We start from the raw sequence: 20,632 nt of genomic DNA, 5'->3' as shown, positions 1-20,632 counted from the left end.
CGCCGCAGGTCCGTATACGCCATATGGAGAATTCGAAACCCCGTTTTGACGTTGTTGGCCAGCTTGGTTCGTTACGCCGGTATGCACGTTCGCTAACGGGCAATGAAACCGATGCGGAAGACCTTGTGCAGGATACGCTGGTGCGGGCTTATGAGCGGCGCGGTCATTTTCGCAATGGCGGAAACCTGAAGGGTTGGCTTTTGTCGATCCTGCATAATGGTTTTATCGACAGCAAGCGTTCCAGCCAGTCGCAAGCGCGCCGCGAAAATGCTTTGGCAGTCATCACCGAAACGATACTCCAGCCGCCGCAGGAGCATTCCATGCGGTTAATGGAGGTCCGGAATGCGTTTTTTTCGCTGCCCGAAGAGCAACGAGCAGCCCTGCATTTGGTAGCGATCGAAGGTCTCTCCTATGAAGAAGCTGCGGCAACTTTGGCAATACCGATTGGCACGCTGATGTCGAGAATTGGCCGCGGGCGAGCGACCTTGCGTTCTCTCGAGGCTGAGCCCGGCAAAGCCGCATATCTGAAAATTGTTGGAGGCCGCGATGAATGACGCGATCGATCCTGTCGTTGAGACCGACCTTGATGCCTATGTCGACGACCAACTGGATGCGGGCCGCCGCATCGAGATCGCCCGCTACCTGTCGCATCATCCCGAGCAGGCTGCCCGTGTCATGTCGGATCTGCAGGCGAGGGACGAATTGCGGCTGGCGCTAACCGGCATGCACAGCAAGGCATCGCCGGAGACAAGTGAAGCAGCGCGTCGCCTTGAACGTGGCCTTATGCGAAACCGGCTGCTTGCCAATTTGCAACGTGCTGCCGCTGTCGCCGTCCTTGTCGGTATTGGCTGGCTGGCGCATGCCGGCTTTGGCCCGCTCACCATCTCGGAGGTCGTCGCCTCGACACCGCCGCCAGCCTATGTTTCGGATGCGGTGATGGCTCACAAGACCTCCTTGGTCAGGGCAGGGATGAAGTCGCAGTCCGAGGTGAACAGTTACGATCCTGCAGAAATACGTGCGGCCACCGCCATTACCATGCCACAACTTTTGGACCGGTGGATCGTCAATGATGTCCAGCTTTTCCCGTCCGCCTTCGGGCCAAGTGTCGAGATGGAAATCAGATCGGATGACATGGATCGGCTCTCGCTTTTCGCGGTTCGTCCCGGCAGTTTCGATGTCGTGAAGCCGAAAGCGTTGCGCATTGGTGATAGCACTGCCGCCTATTTCCAGATTGGTGACGTTGCCTATGCCCTCGTATCGGATGCAAGCCCCGCGGACCTTGAAACAGTAGCATCGCAGCTTGCAAGAACGCTTTACTGATTAACCAGCCAAAGGATCACAACCATGAATACACCACTTCGTTATGAAATGGGCACAGCGCGCGGACAGTCCGCCGCATTGTTCGATGAGGGACTGCGCCAGCATATGCTGCGCATCTACAACTATATGGGCCTGGGCCTTGTTCTGACGGGCGTTGTTGCATTCGTCGTCGCCTCGACGCCGGCTCTCTATGTTCCGATTTTCTCAACTCCCCTGAAATGGGTCGTTATCTTCGCGCCGCTTGCTTTCGTGATGTTCTTCTCGTTCAAAATGCAAACCATGTCGGCAGCATCCGCGCAGGCCATGTTTTGGGCATTCTGTGCGGTCATGGGACTTTCGCTGGCGTCGATCTTTCTTGTCTTTACCGGGACCAGCATCGCCCGCACATTCTTCATTGCGGCCACGATGTTCGGTGCCACCAGCCTTTATGGTTATACGACGAAGCGCGATCTCTCCCAGTTCAGCTCGTTCCTCATTATGGGTCTGATCGGTGTCGTCGTGGCGAGTGTTGTCAACATCTTCCTCGGCTCCTCCATGCTCCAGTTCGTTGTGTCGGTTGCCGGCGTTCTGGTGTTCATCGGTTTGACAGCTTGGGATACCCAGTCGATCAAGGAACAGTTTGCCGAAAGTTACGATTCGGAATCGCAGCAGAAGCTGGCGGTGTTCGGCGCCTTCTCGCTCTACCTTAACTTCATCAACCTCTTCCAGCTGTTGCTCAGCCTGACCGGTCAGCGGGAAGAATAAAATCATCCCGTAGCGATCCTGTGCAGATGCCCTCAAGGCGTCTGCACAGTGTGGTGTAGACCAGCGTGCAGTCTTCGCGCGTTCGTTCTGCGCGAGGTAATGATTGTTCAGTGAATTTCGTTCATATAGATAGCTGCCGATACAGCAGTCAGCCGAGAGATCTCGCGCTATATGAATGAGCATGTCGATAATCACGCCGATGTCGAGACATTCGATCTCGCGCCGATCTCGTTGTGGCTGGAGGATTTCAGTGGCGTCAAGCACCTGTTCGAGAAATGGAGGCAATCGGGCGTCACCGATATCAGAACCTATCTGCGTGAGGACGAGGGCCGGATTAGACAATGCGCAAGCCTGATCCGCGTGCTCAAGGTCAACAAAAAAACCCTTGCTCTTTTCGAGGCGAATGATTTCAACCACCTGACCGGCAATCTCGACTCCATCTTTCGCGACGACATGCTCCAGTCGCATATACAGGAGTTGTCGGCTCTGTGGGATGGCGACGCCGAGTTCTCCAGTGACACAGTGAATTACACCCTGACGGGTCGCCGGCTGGATATCCAGCTTCGCGGCGCGGTTCTCCCGGGATATGAAGATACGTGGACGCGGGTATTGCTTTCCATCGAAGACGTCACCGAGCGCGAGGACGCGCGGCGGCAGCAGATCGAGAGCAAGCGCTACGCGGAAGGATTGTTCGAATATTCTCCCGTATCTCTTTGGGTGGAAGATTTCAGCCGCATCAAGCGTTTGCTTGATGAAGTGCGCGAGCAGGGTATTACCGATTTTCGTGTGTTTACCGATGTCCATCCTGAATTTGTTGGACAATGTGCAAGCGAGATCCGCGTTGTCGATGTCAACAACGAGACGCTCAGGCTGTTTCTCGCACCCGACAAACTGACATTGTTGCGCAGGCTTCCTGATATTTTTCGCGATGGTATGAATGCGCATTTCAGGGAACAGCTTATCGAACTATGGAATGGCAACCTCTTTCATCAGCGTGAGACTGTAAACTATGCACTTGATGGTACCGAGCGCCATGTGCTGCTGCAATTTTCGGTTCTGCCGGGCCACGAACAGGATTGGTCATTGGTCCAAATATCCCTGACCGATATCACGGCGCGCAAGAAGGCGGAGGCTTATCTAGAATATCTCGGCAAGCATGATGTGCTCACCAAGCTTTACAACCGCGCCTTCTATGTGGATGAGTTGAACAGGCTTGAGCGCCGCGAGTTTTACCCTGTATCGATCATTATCCTCGACCTTAACGGGCTGAAGGTGGTCAATGATCAGTGGGGGCATGGCGTTGGAGATGCTTTGTTACGACGCGTTGGCGAGGTACTGGCGGGAGCAGTCAAGCCTCCCTGCTACGCTGCGCGTATTGGCGGCGATGAATTCGCCGTTCTGCTCCCGGCCATCGATGAACTTGGCGCCGCAAGCATGATCGATGAAATCCGCAGCCTTATCGAGATAAACAACCAGTATTATTCCAATATACCGTTGAACATATCGATCGGCTGGGCCACCAGCAATATTGGCGAAAAGATGGAAGCTGTGGCCAAGCGTGCTGATCTGCTGATGTACGAGGATAAGCGTTCGCATTATTCGTCAGAGAACGAGCGTCGTAACCTAGACTAGCTGTGGAACCTCAACAGGTTGTCCCGATCCAGGCCGAGACGGCTGATAGGTGGTTTTGATCCTAAACTGCCGTGCGGCCTGTGCCAATTGTAGCGATGAAGCCAGTGCGGCAGCTCCTCCGTGCGTTCTTGAGAGTTGTTGTAAGCACGAGCGTAAGCCCATTCGCGTAGGCTCGTCTGAATGAAGCGTTCGGCCTTACCATTGGTCTTAGGCGTGTATGGTCTTGTGAAGACTTGACGCAAGCCCAGACGTTTGCAGGCTGTGCGGAAAGCCTTTGACCGGTAGCATGACCCGTTGTCGGTCATCACGCGCTCGATACAGATACCCAGCTTCGCATAGTAGGCGACGGCAGCCTCCAGGAAGGCAACGGCGCTCTCTTTGCGCTCATCTGGCATGACCTGCACAAAAGCGACCCGCGAAGCGTCATCAATGCAGACGTGGACGAACTCCCAGCCGATGCCCAGATGGCGGTTGACAACGCCCGTTTGCCGTCCGGTGATGCGGTGTCCCACCGAGCCAATACGGCCAAGCTTCTTAATGTCGAGATGAATGAGTTCGCCCGGATGTTCCCGTTCATAGCGGCGCACGGGTTCGGGATCCAGGGCGCTCAGTTTGTTGAGGCCCAACCGGCGCAGAACACGGCTGACAGTTGCCGGCGAGACGCCGACCTCGGCAGCGATCTGCTTGCCTGTCCAACGCTGGCGGCGTAACCGCTCAATCGTCCCGACAATGGCTTCAGGGGTCGGCCGGCGCAAGCGATGTGGTCGCGACGAACGATCCTCCAGTCCGCTCAAGCCCTCGCGGCGATACCGATCGACCCATTTGCGCACCGTCCGCGGGCACACGCCTGCGGCTTCGGCAACGGCCTGCGGCGTCTGCCCGCCCTCGACCTGGCTCACAATTCGCTCTCGACCATACCGCGTAAGACGGGCATTCTTGTGGATGTTCATCCGGTCCTCCAAGAGTCACTGAAGCTTCGACAACCTCAGTCTCCCCGGTTTGGACCGGATGGACAACCTATTGAAAGCTCACAACTAGCTACGACCGCTCGCGTTTTAATTCAGGCTGTTTGCGGGATTTTGAACAGATCCGCATGGTTCCGGGGCTGGGATCGCCAATATTGTTCGGGAGCCACCACCTGTGCTCCGAGTTCCGCCGCCGCATGCCAGGGCCAGCGAGGATCGTAGAGGATTGCGCGTGCAAGCGCTATCGCATCGGCGTCGCCGTTGGCAATGATGTCTTCTGCCTGTTTCGCCTCGGTGATTAGTCCGACAGCAATGACGGGCATTTTCACCTCGGCTTTGATCCGCTGCGCGAATGGAACCTGATAGTTGGGTTCAACCGGCATTTTCTGCAGGGGCGAAAGACCGCCACTGCTGACGTGGATGGCGGCACAACCGCGCGCCTCCAACTCCTTTGCAAAGATCACGGTGCTCTCGACGTCCCATCCACCATCGACCCAGTCAGAAGCAGAAACGCGTATCCAGACCGGCTTGTTGGCGGGAAACGCTGCCCGAACCGCTTCGAACACTTCGAGAGGGAAGCGCATTCGATTGTCCAGACTGCCACCATATCTATCTTCGCGCTTGTTCGAGAGCGGTGACAGGAACTCGTGCAGCAAATATCCATGCGCTCCATGAATTTCGATGCCATCTATGCCGATCCGGTCTGCGCGTTTCGCCGCCTTGACGAATGCATCCCGTATGCGATCGAGGCCAGCGCCATCCAATGCCGTTGGAGCATCGTACTCATTCAGATATGGCACGGGTGAAGGGGCCACGGTTTTCCACCCGGTTGGCTCATTCGGCGCAATCTGCTTGCCACCCTCCCATGGCACGCGGGTCGATGCCTTCCGCCCGGCGTGGGCTAGTTGCGCGGCGATGGGTATCGGCGAATAGTCGCGGATCGCCGCGACAACACGCCCGAGTGCTGCTTCATTGGCATCGGAATAAAGCCCGAGATCCCGGGGAGAAATGCGGCCTTCAGGTGTTACGGCGGTAGCTTCCGTAACCAGCAAGCCGGCACCCGACAGGGCGAGGTGACCCAGGTGCATCATGTGCCAGTCTGACGCCGAGCCATCCTCGGCGGAATATTGGCACATGGGCGCGATTATGATTCTGTTCGCGAGTTCGAGCGAATCCAATCGCAGTGGCTGAAACAACTGGCTCATCTATATGACCTCAACTTTTTGGGTAGCTGCGTCGCGAAATTGGGAGTTTCGTCGCAGCAGGTTCGCGTTGAATTTGACATTGAACAAATGGATGCTGGCCGCCGGAAGTCAAGTAACGGGTTCGTAATGAGCGCAGGCGGCTGGTGCCCGGGTCGCGAGCCCAGCGGTGTCACTGGCATCAAATCAACCAATCGATTGGCCGAAGACAGAGTTTCCATTTCCAGGACGGCCCGATAAGGTCATCGCGCTGCTTTTCGGGCAGAGTGTGCCCGGTAAGCTTTAGGAATTTTGCGGCAATCGCTTCTTCCGACGCAAAGGATTTTCGCTTCCGCGGGGCTCTTCGCGTGTTTCCCGCTCAAAACTGCCGTCCTGCAAATGTACCAAAGCAACGGGTTAGTCCTAACCGAAATGCCTAACTCAAATTCCTGAATCCCGCATCTTGTAAAACTGTAATAAAGTTCGCTTATATGGAAAATCCTGATTATCCTGAGTTCGAATGCCAAAACTGCAAAGCGATCATGATCGCGGTGCGGCGCAATTTACGCGATTCGAGTGCCATTGTTTGCAGCCGCTGTGGCAGTTTTCTGGGGGCATTCGTCGATCTGGACAATCGGCTTTCGCTGAAGACTCGCCAAGTGACGGCTCCTCCGGACCTCAGTTGACGTGAGGCTGAATTATACGAGAAACGATGTCCTCCTGAAGGTAGGTGCCGAATGGCTGCCCATTTTGGAGTTGACCCTCGGCTGCGGATTTTGTCGGTATCGAGAAACTGAATACGGCTCCGCCTTCCGGATGGTTTGAAGCGGTTATCTCTCCGCCGTGAGCTTTGATGACTGAACGGCATATGGCCAATCCTGTGCCCAAGCGCTGGCCAGCATTGCTATCACCGCGCACCCGATAAGGACGAACCACGTGTGAAATCCGATAACCGCGATAGCCTTTTGCCGCATTTAGGAACTGCGCAGGCACGTCGCAAAGATCAGCCGGCTGCGTCCCGATCGGCAATACGCCTGTCACACGTTCCTAGACTTGAGGATGGGTTGACTAAACCCGGCGATGAGAGCGACCGACCCCCTGCACAATGGAATGATTTTGTCTCTCCAGCCATTCTCCGAAGCGATAAAGTCATTAGTCCCAAAGGGCCACAACGAGGAGACAAATCATGAAAATTGTTATTATCGGTGGAACTGGACTTATCGGATCCAAGACCGCCGCACGTCTGCGCAATAAGGGTCAGGAGGTTCTTGCCGTATCACCAAACACTGGCGTCAACACCATCACCGGCGAAGGCCTGGCGGAAGCGTTGGTCGGGGCCGACGTCGTCGTTGACCTTGCAAATGCACCTTTGTGGGAAGACAAGGCTGTACTCGAATTTTTTGAAACCTCGGGGCGCAATCTGCTCGCTGCAGAAGCCAAGGCAGGCGTAAAGCACCACATTGCGCTATCGATCGTGGGAACGGAGCGGTTGCCGGAAAATGGTTACTTCAGGGCCAAACTTGCCCAGGAGCGACTCATCAAGGAATCGCGTATTCCATACACGATTGTCCATTCCACCCAGTTCATGGAGTTCCTGAAAGGCATTGCTGATGAAGCGACGGTAGGTAGCGTCGCTCGGCTGTCGCCTGCATCTTTCCAGCCTATCGCATCGGACGACGTTGCCGATGCAATGGCAGATGTCGCTCTGGCGAAGCCGCTCAATGGCACGATCGAGATTGCGGGGCCCGAGCGCGCTCCCATGAATGAGATCGTCGCCCGGTATCTGAAAGCCGCTAACGATCCGCGCACGGTCGAGGCGGATGTCCATGCGCGCTATTTCGGATCTGAACTCAATGACCAGTCGATCGTGCCCGGCGACGGTGCGCGGCTCGGCAAGATCAGCTTCGAGGATTGGTTCCGACAATCCCAGCAGCCGAAGTGAGCCAGTGTGGCGAACACCTAGGCACGTGAGTTGTTGGCCTCGGCGTATTGGAGGTCGACACGCGTATACAACGCACATGCATCCAAAACAAAGGGATTATCACAATGAAATCAGTATTGGTAACGCTCGTTGTGTCAGCTGCAGTTGGCCTGCTTGGCGCTTTGCCGGCCATTGCCGCTGAAGATGGTGCCAAGGTTAAACCCCTCATGCAAAAGGACTTGCCAAATTATCCTGGCAAGGAAGGGCTTATGATATCGGTCGAGTATGAGCCCGGCGGTTCCTCGCCTATCCACAAACACGATGCAAATGCATTCGTCTACGTTTTGGAAGGCTCGATCGTGATGCAGGTCAAGGGAGAAAAAGAAGTCACGTTGTCGCCGGGAGAAACCTTCTACGAAAGCCCATCTGACATTCACCTGGTCAGCCGCAATGCGAGCACCTCTGAGCCGGCGAAATTTATTGTTGTGCTGCTCAAGAACAAGGACGCTCCGGTCGTCATGCCGGTGGAGTGATAATCCATGCGCTTGTTTTTGCCGCGGATTGGCACGAGGCGAAGCTTTATCGATGTCGGAGTGCCCGTCAGAACACTGCTCCAGCATCATTCGTGATCCGAGGGGCGGATCAAGTTGAAGCCACTCAACACGACAAAGGGAGCAAGCTGATGAAGATTACGGTCATGGGAGCCAGCGGACTCGTCGGAACGCAACTCGTCGAGAAACTCCGACAGATGGATATCGAAGTGGTCCCGGCATCGCTTTCTTTCGGGGTCAACAGTGTCACTGGCGAGGGCCTCACGGCTGTCATTTCTGGAGCTGACGCTGTTATCGACGTCACCAACACCGCATTATTTGGCGACGACTCCGCCTTGGCGTTTTTCAAGTCTTCCACCCGAAATTTGTTGAATGCATCAGCAGATGCAGGCGTCAGGCATTACTTGGCGCTTTCCGTTGTGGGAACGCCTCGCCTTGTCGAGAGCGATTATTTCCGCGCGAAAATGGTGCAGGAAAATCTGATCAGAGCAGCGAGGCGGCCCTTTACCATCCTCCACTCCACGCAATTCTTCGAATTTATCAGCGGTGTGATTAATTTGGGAGCAGATGGAAATGGTTTTCGGCTTCCAACGGCATCTGTAAAGCCCATAGCTGCCGACAATGTCGCTGAAATGCTGGCCGAACTGGCAGTAGGCGCGGCAAGGAACGACACTGTGGAGATCAGCGGACCCGAGCGGTTCGGTCTCGATGAGATTGCTCGTATGTATCTCACGGCAAACGAGGACACGCGCCAGGTGATTAGCGACGATAGCGTGCCTTACTATGGTGTCGAACTGAATGATGACACACTGCTTCCACTCAACGACAGGCGTATTGGTTCGATGCGCTACGGCGACTGGCTGTACCGCTCGATGGCCAGTTAGAGGTGCCGTGGTGACCGCGACACAGATGATAGATGCAGTGGTTTATCCGGTTTCACCTGTAGCCAGCGAAATGGCAAACGCGCGTCCACCTGACCCTGTTGGACGAGAAGATTTGTCATGAACACGCCTGAACTATTAGAGTATCATGAACGCAAGCATCAACTTCCATGCCACCACAACCAGGACGATGGAAACAATAATAATCGTAGTGCCACGCAACATAACACGACCTTCCGATGAACCTGTTGTTGTCAAGTATGACCAATGACTATTTGCCTCAGAATCGGTTCGAAGCAACGCAGCATACGCTGGTGGAATATCAAATTGTTGCGTCGTTATGCTATCAACGGCGCGACAAACGCGAAAACCTGATCACGCAGCCAGATCGCACATTTTGCTCGATCTTCCCTTAACATCACAGTGCGGTCAATGCTGATTTGTCCGCCAATTTTTGAGCTGCGCCGTTGATCGTTTGTTGCAGGTCAACCGTGAAGTTTGCGTAGCAGCAACCCCAGCCGTTCTTCAGGAGCTGCCGTGGCGATTTCGCCTGCTGGCCTGCTCGGCACACTGCTCTTGCGGCCTGCTCTCACCTCGCTTGGCGTATAGCCGAACTCCCTCTTGAATGCCCGGCTGAACTCGGCACCATCACTGAAACACCGCTGCTCAGCGATCTCGATAATACGGCGTTTGTCGTTCGGGTCCGCCAATGCCGCGTGTGCATCGAGGAGACGCTGGTGCTGCAGGTAATGCATAACGCCGCCGAATGGCTCGAACATCCGATAAAGTCCTGTGCGTGAAATCGCAAGGTCGCGCCGCAACGCATGCGCATTGAACGATGGGTCGAACAATCTGGATTGCATGATGCGGCGTGCCTTATCGAGCAACACGCGGGCGATAGGCGTTTGAGCCTCCTCAATGTTGCCCGAAGACGGCAGCAGGCACGCCCGGATCATCGCCTGCGTCGCGCCCACGAGTTCAGGGAGATTGTCGGTCTCGACCGCTGGCAGCCGCTTGGCTAGTCCGATGAAGTAATCGGACAATAGCCGGCCCATCGCCGTATCGACTGTGGAGAATTCGCAAGCGGCGAGGACATGTGCCACTTCTGGATCGGAATCGCGGGGAACAAAAAGCATCAGCATTTCGCTATCTGTTACACTCCCTTCAAACCAACGCCCCAAGGAATGGACCTGTACTATGCCGGCGCTGCCTTGAAAGCTTCCTGCCGGACCAATGGTGCTGATCGATCCGTCAAGGGGGATGGTCAACGTCCAGTGGTCGAGCGCTTCCCGGCGCGTGTGCCCCGGGACACTTGCGAAGTCGAGTGCGCTTGTTCTGATCCGCGAGAACGCCAGACGGCCGAGATCCCATACGGTCTGTTTTCCTGCAAAGCCGCGGAATCTGTCTCTGCGTTCGCCAAATTCAAGCATCGACGAGAAGCTTTTGCACCAGGCGTCATACTGTTGATCAATAGGCACGCCTCTGGTGTCAAATGTGAAAGCGGGAATAGAGGATACGCCGGAAGATGGGCGCTTCGATGGGGAACGAGGACAGTTGATGGCAGCGGCTGCTGCTGCCTGCTGGAAGTTTTGGTCGAGCGTCGCATCCGATGGCGCGATCTGATCATGAGCGTTCATGATTTCACCATTCGTCGTACCAGAACGAGGTGCGAACAGGTGGCCTTGCCCTGCTATTTGAGCCGGCTAGGGCGATACTTCGATCCATTTTTATTGGGGGAAGTGCAGGCATTGATTCTCCAATAAAGCCACCGGAGTTGGAAATCACGCAGGTATAAATGCTCGTTTTGAAAAGAATGACACAAGCGCTGCAGTCTGTTCAGTACGTAACTGTTACGAAACGAGTTGCGGAACTGGTGATGTCTCAGCCTGTAGACATTCGAAGTTAGGTGGAAGCTTTGCCGGAATCGTCAAAGGACTTGGCGGACAGCAACACGGCAATCCATTTCGCCGCCGCCGATTTCTCGCAGTAGATTATGAACGCGATGAGAATGGGGACGCCAATGAATGCGCCCGGCACCCCCCACATGAAGCTCCAGAAGAATACCGAAAAGATGACGGCGAAAGGCGAGATCGCCAGCGATGTGCCGATCAACAGAGGTTCAAGGTAGCTTCCAACCAGGAACTGGATCAGGTTCAACCCGACGAAGACTGCCAAAGCCATTTGCCAGGAATCGAATTGGCCAATGGCAAAAAGCGTGGGAAGGACGGTTGCTATGAAGGGACCAAGGAATGGGATGTAATTGAGGGTAAAGGCAATGGCGCCCCAAGCCGCTGCCAGTTCGAGGCCGGCGATGTATGCGAATGCCCAGACGATCAGGCCGGTCAGGACGCTGGCAAACGTGCGCACCAGCATGAAACTGCGTAGTTTCGCTGATATCTCGCGATTGGCTTGAAGCATTTTAATGCCCTGCGGTTGCAGAGTGGGGGAACGAAGACGCTTGCCAAAATCCTCTGTTTCCAGGAGGCCGAGCATGACGAATACAAAGACCAGCAATGCAAATCCAGCAAAGCTGTTAAGACGTCCCGCCAGTCCCTGGGTAAAACCGACCAGCCATGTAACGTCGAAACGATCGGCGAGCGGACCTGCGACGGCAATGCCGTGTTCTTCCAGCCAGTCAGTCCAGTGGACATATACTTCCTGGAATCGGCGGGCGTTGACGAACAGCCATTGGCCAAGCTTGCTTAGGCCCCAAGTCACTGAGGAGGCGACGGCGACGATGATAATGATTGTTGCAGAGAGCGTCATTAGCAGGGCAAGCAGTTGAGGCATCCAGCGCTGCAACTTGATCTGGAGGGGCGCAACAAGCGCGATGACAAACACAGAAAAGGCGAGCGGTACAAAGATTGCCTGGCCGAAGCGAAGCAGCGCAAGAACGAGGATGCCAGTTGCAAGATAGCCGATCATCGGTTTTGCATTTTGAACTGCCATGTCTTGCTTGCCCGCACTCCACCCCAACCAAGTTCGTCGTACAACCGCCTACCGCGGGCCATAGCGTTCGCGGCAGGTTACAGGTCTGACGAAGCGGCTCATACCGCACCGCCATGGCCTGTGAGGGTCACGATGTGGCCTTCTGCAGAGCGTCGCGCAGAACCTGCTCCTTGGTTTCATCCAACGACGTTTTGAGAACAATACCGCCGTAATGCGAGATATCCTTCAGTACCTTGTCGGCTGTCATCGATTGCACGAGCACAAACAGTGCGGCATTTCCGGGCTGAATAGTGGCCGCGAGATCCTTCATGAAGTTGTCGTTGATACCGACGTCGGTCAACGCGCCACCGAGGGCGCCCGACGCCGCACCCACCGCGGCGCCTAGTAACGGGTTGAGAAACAGGACGCCAATCAGCAAGCCCCAGAAGCTGCCGGAAACCGCGCCCGCGGCTGTCGTACTCACCATCTGATTGAGCTTTATCTTGCCGGCGTCGGTTTTGGTGGCGATGACAGCATCGCCGAGCGTAATCAGATACTCTTTCTGGAGCTCGAGCAGCCGATTGCGCACCTCCTCGGCTTTTGGTTCGGTCGGATATACGATCGCAATCAGGTCAGACATGTTGCCTCCATTTTCTCCGCGGGGACGAACGCTGGGACGCGCTGCAAAAAAACTATATCGTGCCGGACCCGTCAAAGAGATTAGCCATGAATCCCACGGCTATGCATTGTGTTTCTTTTTCTGTCGACGCGCTCGTATCTTGGCCCGTAGTCAGTCGCTTGGAGGCGGATAGCCAGAGCTCCGCGACCGTTCGAAGAAAAAAGCCTTCAGCCGCGAAATATCGTTCGGCTGGATGTTTGGCGGAGCGGTCACGGCAAGCCAGCCGTCGATATAGTGCTCCGGGGCATAGACATGGCCATACCCCATCGGCGAGGTCGTTGCGGTTGCCATGTCGAACAGGAGCTGCAGCATTGTGACCCCTGGAATCCAGCGAAGGCTTGGCGAGACATCGGGACCACGCCGGCTCTTCATCCAATCCGGCTCCCGATAGAGCGCGTGAAAATCAAAGAACGTCACGGGATCGCTGGCATATTGGAGATAGACGATGCGAAGAGGTCCCCAGATTGCATCCGGGATATTCAGGGCATTGTCCTGGTTCGTAAACCTTATGATCGAACCGTCACGAAAGCGCGGCAGCCAGGCTGGCGAACCGGGATTCCGGTCGGACGTAACGGAGTTCCAGATGCGGCTCTGGAAGGGTGGACCACTCCATAGGGCACCTTGAAAGGGATCGCTGATAATATCGTAGAGATGGGCTGAAAGCTCGGAATTCATCGCACCAAGGCTCAAGCCATAGAGGTAAAGTTTCGGCCTCGTCTCACGTGGAAGCGCAACCCAGTGACGGTACACCTGGCGAAACAGCGCTTGACCTGCCTCGGCGCCATAGCCCGGTTCTACAAGCAAGGATAGCCAGCTGCTGAGATAGGAATATTGCATGGCAACGCTGGCGATATCGCCATGATGGAGATACTCGACGGTGTCGATGCCTTCGGGATCGACCCATCCCGTGCCTGTCGGGACGATGACAATCAACGCCGATCTCTCGAACCCGCCGTCGCGCTTCAACTCCTCAAGCGCAAGGCGCGCTCGTTCATCGACCGTTTCGGCGGAATTCAACCCGACATAGACGCGTATGGGGTCAAGCGCCTTTGCATTAAAGAAATTACCGATCTGCGCTCCGGTAGGTCCGGAAGCGATGAAGGTTCGACCCTGTCGTCCCAAGTTTTGCCAGTCGAGGACCGAGCCTGGACCACCAGGCTTTGCAGGATCCGATGGGCGTGTTGAGCCGTCATCGATTCTGGCATCGAGCTCGCGAAAGGATGTATCGACCATCCGCAAGACGACCTTGAACAGAACACCCTGTGCCACCGACCAGAAGAGTGCCACCGCAAGAATGCCGCCAATGACCTTGGACACACGGCGCGGTACGACGCGGTTGAGCCTGCGCTGGAACAGCCGGAATGTCTGCCGGAAGAGGCGCGCGAACAGGACAACCACCAGAAAAATGCCAAGCGCTATGGCCGCAAGCTCAATTGGTTCCACGCTGTCAACGGGCTCCAGACCCATGAGGCTCCGCACTGTGTTTTGCCATTGAGCGGCCTTCCACAGGAAGACGCCGGTGGTTCCGATACACAAAACCACAGCGATCCATTTGGCGGCTTTCTGAACGCGCGCTCGTGGCACAGGGATTTCCAGATAGCGCCAGAGCCAGACAGCCGCCACGCCGACGCCGTAGCCGAGCGCTGCGCAAAACCCTGAAAGCGCGCCCTGAACCAGGAAGGAGCGCGGCATGAGACTTGGCGTAAGTGATGCAGCAAAAAATAGAATACCGACGAGCAGACCAACGGCGGAGAACGACTTTGCCAGGACCGAAATATTAGCTTTCAAATCGGGTTCCCCTCAACCGATGGCATATGGTGCAGCTTCGATGATCGAAGACAGTTTGGAGTTGACCGCAGCGACGCAATGCATTGGCTCGCTGTCCCGTTGAATTGTGGTGTCGATTCCAGGTGGTGTCACGGTGTTATAGCATTTAGTCGTCAACGCGGAGTTATTCCTTGGCGAAGCGATCGCCGCTCACTCGATCATCCTGACAGGCGAAAATCCTTCGATCCAGTTCACGGCACGAAAGCCGGGAAATTTGAACTGAAAGCTTGGTTTTGGGATTCCATGCCTATCACGGATAATTGGAGCAACAGTATATTCCGAACGGTAATGCTTGCGGCGTTTGTCGTCGGCGTCGAAACTGGTGACTGTCCCGTAGGTACGAAGGAGCTGCTACTGTCTTCATTTCTCGGCGCGTCGCTTGCATGCACGGCAACTGATAGGGGGCATCGGTACCTGACGCGATCATTGACCGCTCGACGGCCATCTCTGCGATTCTGTGGCGGGTGGCCCGGGCCCTGTCCCTAGCATGGCTCGTCATCATGGCGGCCACAGTTTGAGCAATCCCAGGAAGCCGCGCCATCATCTCTTGGTGTCCTTTGAACAACTGGGCGAAATCGGTTGGCTTAACGGAGATGTGAAATGACCACTGCCACGACTGCGCCAAAGACCGTAATGCAAAGATTGCTTGATGGCGTCGAGAAGGTGGGAAACATGGTTCCCCATCCCGTGATCATCTTTCTGATCCTGATCGGCATCGTCATCGTATTGTCCGCCGTGCTAGGTGCGTTCGGGGCGGCGGTCAGCTTTGAGCGCATCAACCCTGACACGCACGAAATCGAGACCGCTTCGACGGAAATACGCAGCCTGTTGAACGTCGAAGGCATCCGATTTCTCTACGCCTCACTCATTCCCAACTTCATGAGCTTCACAGCAGTAGGGCTTATGATCGCCGCCATGATCGGCGCGGGTGTAGCCGAGGAGTCCGGTCTGGTCACGGCGCTCATCCGCAAGCTCGTCATCGTTTCGCCGCGCTGGGCGCTGACCTACATCCTGGCATTCGTAGGCATCCTCGCAAGTATCGCTGCGGATGCGGGTTATCTGGTTCTCATCCCGCTTGCAGGCGTCGCCTATTTGGCGGTCGGCAGACATCCGCTGGCGGGTCTGGCGCTCGGGTTTGCGGCGGTGGCAGGCGCTTTCACAGTCAACATGCTCATCAAACCGCTCGATGCGGTCCTGGTGGAATTCACCAACGATGCGGCGCGCCTGGTCGATCCCGCCCGATCGATCGGGCTGGCGTCGAATGTCTGGTTCTCCATCGCATCGGTGATCTTCCTGACTTTCATCATCGCATTCATAACGGACCGCATGATTTCGCCACGACTCGGGGAATACAAGCCGGAGGCATCGGCCGACGCGAGCGTCCCGGATCAAGGGGCGGTGCTGTCCGAGCAGGAATCACGCGGTTTGAGGTTTGCGCTCTACGGGCTCATGGGCCTCCTGGTGGTGTTCTTGCTCTTGACTCTTCCCAGTGGCGCGCCGTTGCGCAATCCTGAAACCGGCGAACTGATCGGTAATTCCCCATTCATGAATGGGCTGATCGCGCTCATCATGCTCATGTTTCTGGTGACAGGGTGGACTTACGGTATTGGCGCCGGCACCTTGCGGACATTATCGGAGGTGATTGCCGCGATTGAGAAGTCTATCAAGAATATGGGCGGGACAATCTTCCTGTTTTTCGTCCTCAGCCAGTTCGTATCCTATTTCACCTACACCAACATAGGCACGGTTATGGCACTCAGCCTTTCCGGCGCACTGCAGGCGGCGAATATTGGCGCCCTGCCACTGCTGATCGGCTTTATCGTCGTTGTGGCGATCATCGACCTGTTGCTGACCGGTGCAATCGCAAAGTGGGCGATTTTCGCACCCGTCTTCGTGCCGCTGCTGATGAAGCTTGGCGTCGAGCCGGAGGCTGTGCTTGCGGCCTATCGAGTTGGCGACTCGCCGATGAACGCGATCACCCCGCTGAACGCATATTTTGCGCTCGTCGTCGGCTTTGCCCAGAAATACGACAAGTCCGCGGGCGTCGGCACCATAGTCTCGCTGATGCTTCCTTATGTCGTTTTGATGTTCGTGCTGTGGACGGCTCTCTTTGCGGTCTGGAAGGCCCTCGGGCTGCCGTGGGGCCTGTAGAGAAACGTCGGACATTTCATCGATTACAACTCAATGACCGGATGGATATTATGAACAACAACTCTATTCCCCTCGACGTCGCGGCGGCGGAGGATCACCTGATGCGATTCCTCTCGGTCGAAGGTGTAACCGGACAAGAAGCGAACATTGCTGCTGCGGTCAGCGATGCTCTGAAAAAGGTCGGCGTGCCGGAGTCCGCCATTCGTTTTGATGACGCCAACAAACGTATTCCGCTACCGACTGAAACGGGCAATCTGATTGTGGATCTGCCCGGAACGCGTCCAGGTCCAAGGCTTCTCTTTTCCACGCACCTCGACACCGTGCCGCTCTGTGCAGGAGCAAAGCCGCGTCGCGAGGGCGACCGTATCGTCTCGGACGGCACTACTGCCCTTGGCGGCGATGCTCGGACCGGCGTCGCGGTTCTCGTCGTGGTCGCCGAAACTCTTATCAAGAATAAGCTGCCGCATCCGCCAATCACGCTGTTGTTTACTGTTCGCGAGGAAAGCGGGCTGCATGGTGCGCGGGAGCTCAACCCCGCCGAACTCGGTGGTGCGGTCATGTGCATCAATGTCGATGGCCAGATGGCTTCCGACCTGATCATCGGCGCCGTCGGCCAGGAAAACTGGGAAGTAGAGATTAGGGGACGCGCCTCGCATGCCGGCGTTGCTCCTGAAAAGGGCATATCGGCGACGATGGTCGGAGCACTGGCTCTTGCCGAAGCACGGCGGGCTGGCTGGTTCGGCAAGGTCGTCAAGACAGACGGCCGCGGCACCAGCAATGTCGGCATCTTCGGCGGCAAGGACAACAAACCCGCCGGCGACGCAACCAACGTCGTAACCGACTATGTATTTATCAAGGGCGAAGCACGCAGTCCAAAATCCGCCTTTGCAACGAAGATCGCCAAAGGTTACGAAGCAGCATTCACCACAGCGCAGAGTGAGGTCACGGATGACGCGGGCGACACCGCGGAGCTGAAATTCAGCCATGTGACATCCTATCCACCGTTCGAACTCGGCAAGGACACTCCGATCGTGAGGCGGGCAACCAAGGCGCTCAAGGCGCTCGGCATCGAACCAGTCCTGGTTTTCTCCAACGGCGGCCTCGACGCCAACTGGCTCGACAAACACGGTATTCCCACCATCACCATCGGTTCCGGTCAGGCCGAAATCCATACCATCAAGGAATATGTGAACCTTCCGGAGTTTGAAAAAGGCTGCCGGATCGGCGTCCTGATGGCGACGCTCGATGATTAACCTTGGGGACCGTCTGCGTGACCGGTCGGGACGGCGAGCCCGATCAGGGCCAAATGAGGAACTGAACGATTGAGTCCGATAGCATACACGGGCACCATCATCGCCATTGCCGTCGTTCTGTTCGTCTGGAACAAGCTGCCGGTCGTCGTCGTAGCCATGCTCACCGCATTGGCGCTTTGGGCCACCGGAGTGCTGACGATTGGCCAGGCGCTCGGCGGGTTCGGTGATCCCGCCGTCATTTTCATTGCATCGCTCTTTGTCGTCAGCTCCGGGCTTGAGGTAACCGGGGTCACGGCCTGGGCTGGACAGTTGCTCATCCGTGGTGCCGGCGAAGAAAGCCGGACGCGCCTTTTGCTGCTGAAGATGGGGCTGGTTTCGCTGCTGACGGCCTTGATCAGCGTCAACGGCGCTGTAGCAGCTCTCCTGCCGGTGGTGGTTGTGATCGCCGTCCGCCTCAAGCGCAGTTCGTCGCAATTGCTCATGCCGCTGGTTTTCTCTGCGCACGCCGGCTCGATGCTCGCGCTGACAGGAACGCCAGTGAACGTACTGGTGTCGGAAGCCGGGCTCGACGCGGGGGTCGGCGGCTTCGGCTTCTTCGAGTTTGCACTTGTCGGTGTGCCGCTCCTGGCCGGAACCATGGCGATCATAGTGCTGTTCGGCAAGCAATTGCTTCCGGAACGCAACGGCGCAACCATGCCCGCCGATTTCAGCCGTCACGCCAAAACATTGGTCGAGCAATACGGGCTCGCCAGCGGTATCTACCAGTTGCGGGTGCGGGCAAGCTCACCTTTTGTCGGCGTGCCATCATCTGAAGTCGATCTATCCGCGCATCCGGGGCTGCAGCTGGTCGCCATACAGGAGGGCGAAACGGCCGGGCCGCTCCGCAGGCCTCTGGTGGCCGAGGGAGACCATCTGCTGATCCGCGGTGAAAGCGATGCGGCCGCGGCATTTGCGGCACAGATGCATCTTGCATTTCGCGATGAGAAAGCGGGCGGCCAAGGCGAGGACACACTCTTCAATCGTAGCTCCGGGCTTGCAGAAATTGTCATCCCTCCTCGCTCCGGCCTCATCGGGGAGAAGGTTTTTCCTGGCATGGTCACCGAAAGTGGTGACCTGATCATTCTGGCGGTGCAGCGCCCAGGCTTGGAAACCGCCGCCATCAAAGGTAAAGATGCGGGCGGAATCGAGCTGCAAGCGGGCGACACCATGCTGCTGCAGGGAACCTGGAAAGCCCTTGACGTTCACCTCGACGATCCTGACGTTCTGGTCGTCAATTCACCGGAGCTGGTACGTCGTCAGGCCGTTCCCATGGGGCCGGGTGCCCGCCAGGCCATCATCATCCTGATTGCAATGGTTTTGCTTCTCGCGACGGGCATTGTGCCGCCGGCGGTATCCGGACTGCTTGCTGCCGGTGCGATTATCCTGTCAGGGATTATGAACGTCGAGCAAGCCTATCGTGCGATCGGCTGGACGACGGTGATCCTCGTGGGTGCGATGATGCCGCTTTCCACCGCGATGGTGGAAACGGGAGCGGCAAAGCTGATGGCCGAACATCTTGTCGATCTCGTCGGCGATGCCGGACCCGTGGCGCTGCTTGCGGGCCTGTTCATCCTGACGGCGATAATGGGACAGCTCATCAGCAACACTGCAACGGCTCTGATCGTTATCCCCATCGGTGTGGCCGCTGCCATGGCGATGGGTATCTCGCCCCGTCCGGTACTTATGAGCACAGCGGTGGCGGCGGCAGCAGCGTTTCTGACGCCCATCGCCACGCCTACCAACCTGATGGTTATGGGGCCGGGCGGCTACGCATTCAGCGATTATTGGAAACTCGGCTTGCCACTGCTCATCTGGTTTTTTGTGGTTTCGGTTTTCATCGTGCCCCTGATCTGGCATTTCTGAGATATCAGACGACAGACTTTACCCGTTCCCAGCCATTGGCAAGGTGAGTGTCGAGCTCGCGGGCTAAAGTCTCCGCGTCGCGTGCTTCGAGCGCCGCGATAATCCTTTCATGCTCGGCGACAGCTCCCGCCCATCGTTCCGCTCCCTCGTGGCCAATGAAGCGGATGCGCTTGACACGCGATTGCAGCAATCCGTGCACTTCGGCCAGGGGGGCATTGTTCGCCAGGGCTACAATCCCCGTATGGATCTGTTGGTTTACCTTGTAATATTCGAGCCGTTCAGCGGCCTTATAGTGTTTTACCATTGCGTCATGCAGCGACCGCAACCGCGTGATGCCTTCGTCGCTTGCCACCGCGCATGCAATACGTCCGGCAAGCATCTCCAATGATCGCAGGACAATGAGCATATCCTCGACATCCTTGGACGAGAAGCGCTTGACCACGGCCCCCCGGCTCGGCACCAGTTCCACCAATCCTTCGCTGGCCAGAAATTTCAGGGCCTCGCGTAGCGGCGTGCGCGATACGCCCAATTCCTCCCCAAGCTGGGTTTCGTAGATGCGCTGGCCCGGCTGGAGGTCTCCCTCGATGATCATGTCCCGCAAGCGCGTGACGATTTCTCCATGGAGCGATTGACGCGAGATGGTGGCAACTGTCCGTCGTCCATTGGTCTCGATCATTTCCGCTGCCATGGTGTGTCT

Annotated in this window: 18 protein-coding genes; 10 read left to right on the top strand and 8 right to left on the bottom strand. The window is 56.6% G+C overall.

Features of this window, described 5'->3' with window-relative positions:
• Positions 1-23 precede the first annotated feature (23 nt).
• From N8E88_RS08320 to N8E88_RS08305, 4 genes are all read left to right on the top strand, one after another.
• Complete coding sequence (locus N8E88_RS08320) at positions 24-554, top strand: sigma-70 family RNA polymerase sigma factor (protein ID WP_262292105.1); 531 nt, start codon at positions 24-26, stop codon at positions 552-554.
• Entirely contained in the window at positions 547-1,320 is a 774-nt protein-coding gene (locus N8E88_RS08315; RefSeq protein ID WP_262292104.1) for an anti-sigma factor family protein, read from the top strand. The genes N8E88_RS08320 and N8E88_RS08315 overlap by 8 nt, the downstream gene beginning before the upstream one ends.
• A gap of 24 nt (positions 1,321-1,344) precedes the next feature.
• Positions 1,345-2,064: a Bax inhibitor-1/YccA family protein gene (locus tag N8E88_RS08310; protein WP_262292103.1), complete on the top strand. Its 720-nt coding sequence runs from the start codon at positions 1,345-1,347 to the stop codon at positions 2,062-2,064.
• 171 nt (positions 2,065-2,235) lie between these two features.
• On the top strand, positions 2,236-3,696 hold the full coding sequence (locus N8E88_RS08305; protein ID WP_262292102.1) for a sensor domain-containing diguanylate cyclase: 1,461 nt from the start codon (positions 2,236-2,238) through the stop codon (positions 3,694-3,696).
• Here N8E88_RS08305 and N8E88_RS08300 read toward each other — a convergent pair.
• The 3 genes from N8E88_RS08300 to N8E88_RS08290 all read right to left on the bottom strand — a co-directional run bounded on the left by N8E88_RS08300 (position 3,693) and on the right by N8E88_RS08290 (position 6,760).
• Positions 3,693-4,646 carry an IS481 family transposase gene (locus tag N8E88_RS08300; RefSeq protein ID WP_262291788.1) on the bottom strand — a complete coding sequence of 318 codons (954 nt, stop codon included), beginning with the start codon at positions 4,644-4,646 and terminating at the stop codon, positions 3,693-3,695. The genes N8E88_RS08305 and N8E88_RS08300 overlap by 4 nt on opposite strands.
• 110 nt (positions 4,647-4,756) lie before the next feature.
• Positions 4,757-5,866 (bottom strand): NADH:flavin oxidoreductase/NADH oxidase, encoded by a 1,110-nt coding sequence (locus tag N8E88_RS08295; RefSeq protein ID WP_262292101.1) that lies wholly within the window; start codon positions 5,864-5,866, stop codon positions 4,757-4,759.
• A gap of 654 nt (positions 5,867-6,520) precedes the next feature.
• Entirely contained in the window at positions 6,521-6,760 is a 240-nt protein-coding gene (locus N8E88_RS08290) for an ATP-binding protein (protein ID WP_262292382.1), read from the bottom strand.
• 268 nt (positions 6,761-7,028) lie between these two features.
• Between N8E88_RS08290 and N8E88_RS08285 the strand changes: the two genes are divergently transcribed.
• From N8E88_RS08285 to N8E88_RS08275, 3 genes are all read left to right on the top strand, one after another.
• A complete protein-coding gene (locus N8E88_RS08285) occupies positions 7,029-7,784 on the top strand; it encodes an SDR family oxidoreductase (protein WP_262292100.1) in 756 nt (251 codons plus the stop codon).
• A gap of 104 nt (positions 7,785-7,888) precedes the next feature.
• Positions 7,889-8,296, top strand: a complete 408-nt coding sequence (locus N8E88_RS08280) for a cupin domain-containing protein (protein WP_262292099.1) — start codon at positions 7,889-7,891, stop codon at positions 8,294-8,296.
• Positions 8,297-8,445: 149 nt separating this feature from the next.
• Positions 8,446-9,198 (top strand): SDR family oxidoreductase, encoded by a 753-nt coding sequence (locus N8E88_RS08275; RefSeq protein ID WP_262292098.1) that lies wholly within the window; start codon positions 8,446-8,448, stop codon positions 9,196-9,198.
• Positions 9,199-9,680: 482 nt separating this feature from the next.
• Here the strand turns inward: N8E88_RS08275 and N8E88_RS08270 are convergent, their stop codons facing one another.
• The 4 genes from N8E88_RS08270 to N8E88_RS08255 all read right to left on the bottom strand — a co-directional run bounded on the left by N8E88_RS08270 (position 9,681) and on the right by N8E88_RS08255 (position 14,590).
• Positions 9,681-10,832, bottom strand: a complete 1,152-nt coding sequence (locus N8E88_RS08270) for a helix-turn-helix domain-containing protein (protein WP_262292097.1) — start codon at positions 10,830-10,832, stop codon at positions 9,681-9,683.
• A 265-nt stretch (positions 10,833-11,097) separates the two neighbouring features.
• Positions 11,098-12,144, bottom strand: coding sequence for an AI-2E family transporter (locus N8E88_RS08265; RefSeq protein ID WP_262292096.1), 1,047 nt, complete (start codon positions 12,142-12,144; stop codon positions 11,098-11,100).
• 127 nt (positions 12,145-12,271) lie between these two features.
• Entirely contained in the window at positions 12,272-12,763 is a 492-nt protein-coding gene (locus N8E88_RS08260; RefSeq protein ID WP_262292095.1) for a DUF1269 domain-containing protein, read from the bottom strand.
• Between the two features lie 150 nt (positions 12,764-12,913).
• Positions 12,914-14,590, bottom strand: coding sequence for an alpha/beta hydrolase (locus N8E88_RS08255; protein ID WP_262292094.1), 1,677 nt, complete (start codon positions 14,588-14,590; stop codon positions 12,914-12,916).
• Positions 14,591-15,229: 639 nt separating this feature from the next.
• Between N8E88_RS08255 and N8E88_RS08250 the strand changes: the two genes are divergently transcribed.
• The 3 genes from N8E88_RS08250 to N8E88_RS08240 all read left to right on the top strand — a co-directional run bounded on the left by N8E88_RS08250 (position 15,230) and on the right by N8E88_RS08240 (position 19,935).
• Entirely contained in the window at positions 15,230-16,780 is a 1,551-nt protein-coding gene (locus N8E88_RS08250) for an AbgT family transporter (protein WP_262292093.1), read from the top strand.
• A gap of 50 nt (positions 16,781-16,830) precedes the next feature.
• Positions 16,831-18,033, top strand: coding sequence for a M20/M25/M40 family metallo-hydrolase (locus N8E88_RS08245; RefSeq protein ID WP_410010574.1), 1,203 nt, complete (start codon positions 16,831-16,833; stop codon positions 18,031-18,033).
• A 69-nt stretch (positions 18,034-18,102) separates the two neighbouring features.
• The gene (locus tag N8E88_RS08240; RefSeq protein ID WP_262292091.1) at positions 18,103-19,935 is read left to right on the top strand and encodes an SLC13 family permease; all 1,833 of its coding nucleotides are present in this window, start codon (positions 18,103-18,105) and stop codon (positions 19,933-19,935) included.
• 4 nt (positions 19,936-19,939) lie between these two features.
• Here N8E88_RS08240 and N8E88_RS08235 read toward each other — a convergent pair whose 3' ends face one another.
• Positions 19,940-20,623 (bottom strand): GntR family transcriptional regulator, encoded by a 684-nt coding sequence (locus tag N8E88_RS08235; protein WP_262292090.1) that lies wholly within the window; start codon positions 20,621-20,623, stop codon positions 19,940-19,942.
• Positions 20,624-20,632 lie beyond the last annotated feature (9 nt).

This window comes from Phyllobacterium zundukense (genome assembly GCF_025452195.1).
GTDB lineage: Bacteria > Pseudomonadota > Alphaproteobacteria > Rhizobiales > Rhizobiaceae > Phyllobacterium > Phyllobacterium zundukense_A.
The sequence above is the reverse complement of the archived record's forward strand: the minus strand, read 5'-3'. Positions and strand labels throughout refer to the sequence as shown.

Bases quoted from the DNA above. Each gene is read 5' to 3' on its own strand.
- N8E88_RS08320 (WP_262292105.1), top strand. From the start codon at position 24: ATGGAGAATTCGAAACCCCGTTTTGACGTTGTTGGCCAGCTTGGTTCG.
- N8E88_RS08315 (WP_262292104.1), top strand. From the start codon at position 547: ATGAATGACGCGATCGATCCTGTCGTTGAGACCGACCTTGATGCCTAT.
- N8E88_RS08310 (WP_262292103.1), top strand. From the start codon at position 1,345: ATGAATACACCACTTCGTTATGAAATGGGCACAGCGCGCGGACAGTCC.
- N8E88_RS08305 (WP_262292102.1), top strand. From the start codon at position 2,236: ATGAATGAGCATGTCGATAATCACGCCGATGTCGAGACATTCGATCTC.
- N8E88_RS08300 (WP_262291788.1), bottom strand. From the start codon at position 4,646: ATGAACATCCACAAGAATGCCCGTCTTACGCGGTATGGTCGAGAGCGA.
- N8E88_RS08295 (WP_262292101.1), bottom strand. From the start codon at position 5,866: ATGAGCCAGTTGTTTCAGCCACTGCGATTGGATTCGCTCGAACTCGCG.
- N8E88_RS08285 (WP_262292100.1), top strand. From the start codon at position 7,029: ATGAAAATTGTTATTATCGGTGGAACTGGACTTATCGGATCCAAGACC.
- N8E88_RS08280 (WP_262292099.1), top strand. From the start codon at position 7,889: ATGAAATCAGTATTGGTAACGCTCGTTGTGTCAGCTGCAGTTGGCCTG.
- N8E88_RS08275 (WP_262292098.1), top strand. From the start codon at position 8,446: ATGAAGATTACGGTCATGGGAGCCAGCGGACTCGTCGGAACGCAACTC.
- N8E88_RS08270 (WP_262292097.1), bottom strand. From the start codon at position 10,832: ATGAACGCTCATGATCAGATCGCGCCATCGGATGCGACGCTCGACCAA.
- N8E88_RS08265 (WP_262292096.1), bottom strand. From the start codon at position 12,144: ATGGCAGTTCAAAATGCAAAACCGATGATCGGCTATCTTGCAACTGGC.
- N8E88_RS08260 (WP_262292095.1), bottom strand. From the start codon at position 12,763: ATGTCTGACCTGATTGCGATCGTATATCCGACCGAACCAAAAGCCGAG.
- N8E88_RS08250 (WP_262292093.1), top strand. From the start codon at position 15,230: ATGACCACTGCCACGACTGCGCCAAAGACCGTAATGCAAAGATTGCTT.
- N8E88_RS08245 (WP_410010574.1), top strand. From the start codon at position 16,831: ATGAACAACAACTCTATTCCCCTCGACGTCGCGGCGGCGGAGGATCAC.
- N8E88_RS08235 (WP_262292090.1), bottom strand. From the start codon at position 20,623: ATGGCAGCGGAAATGATCGAGACCAATGGACGACGGACAGTTGCCACC.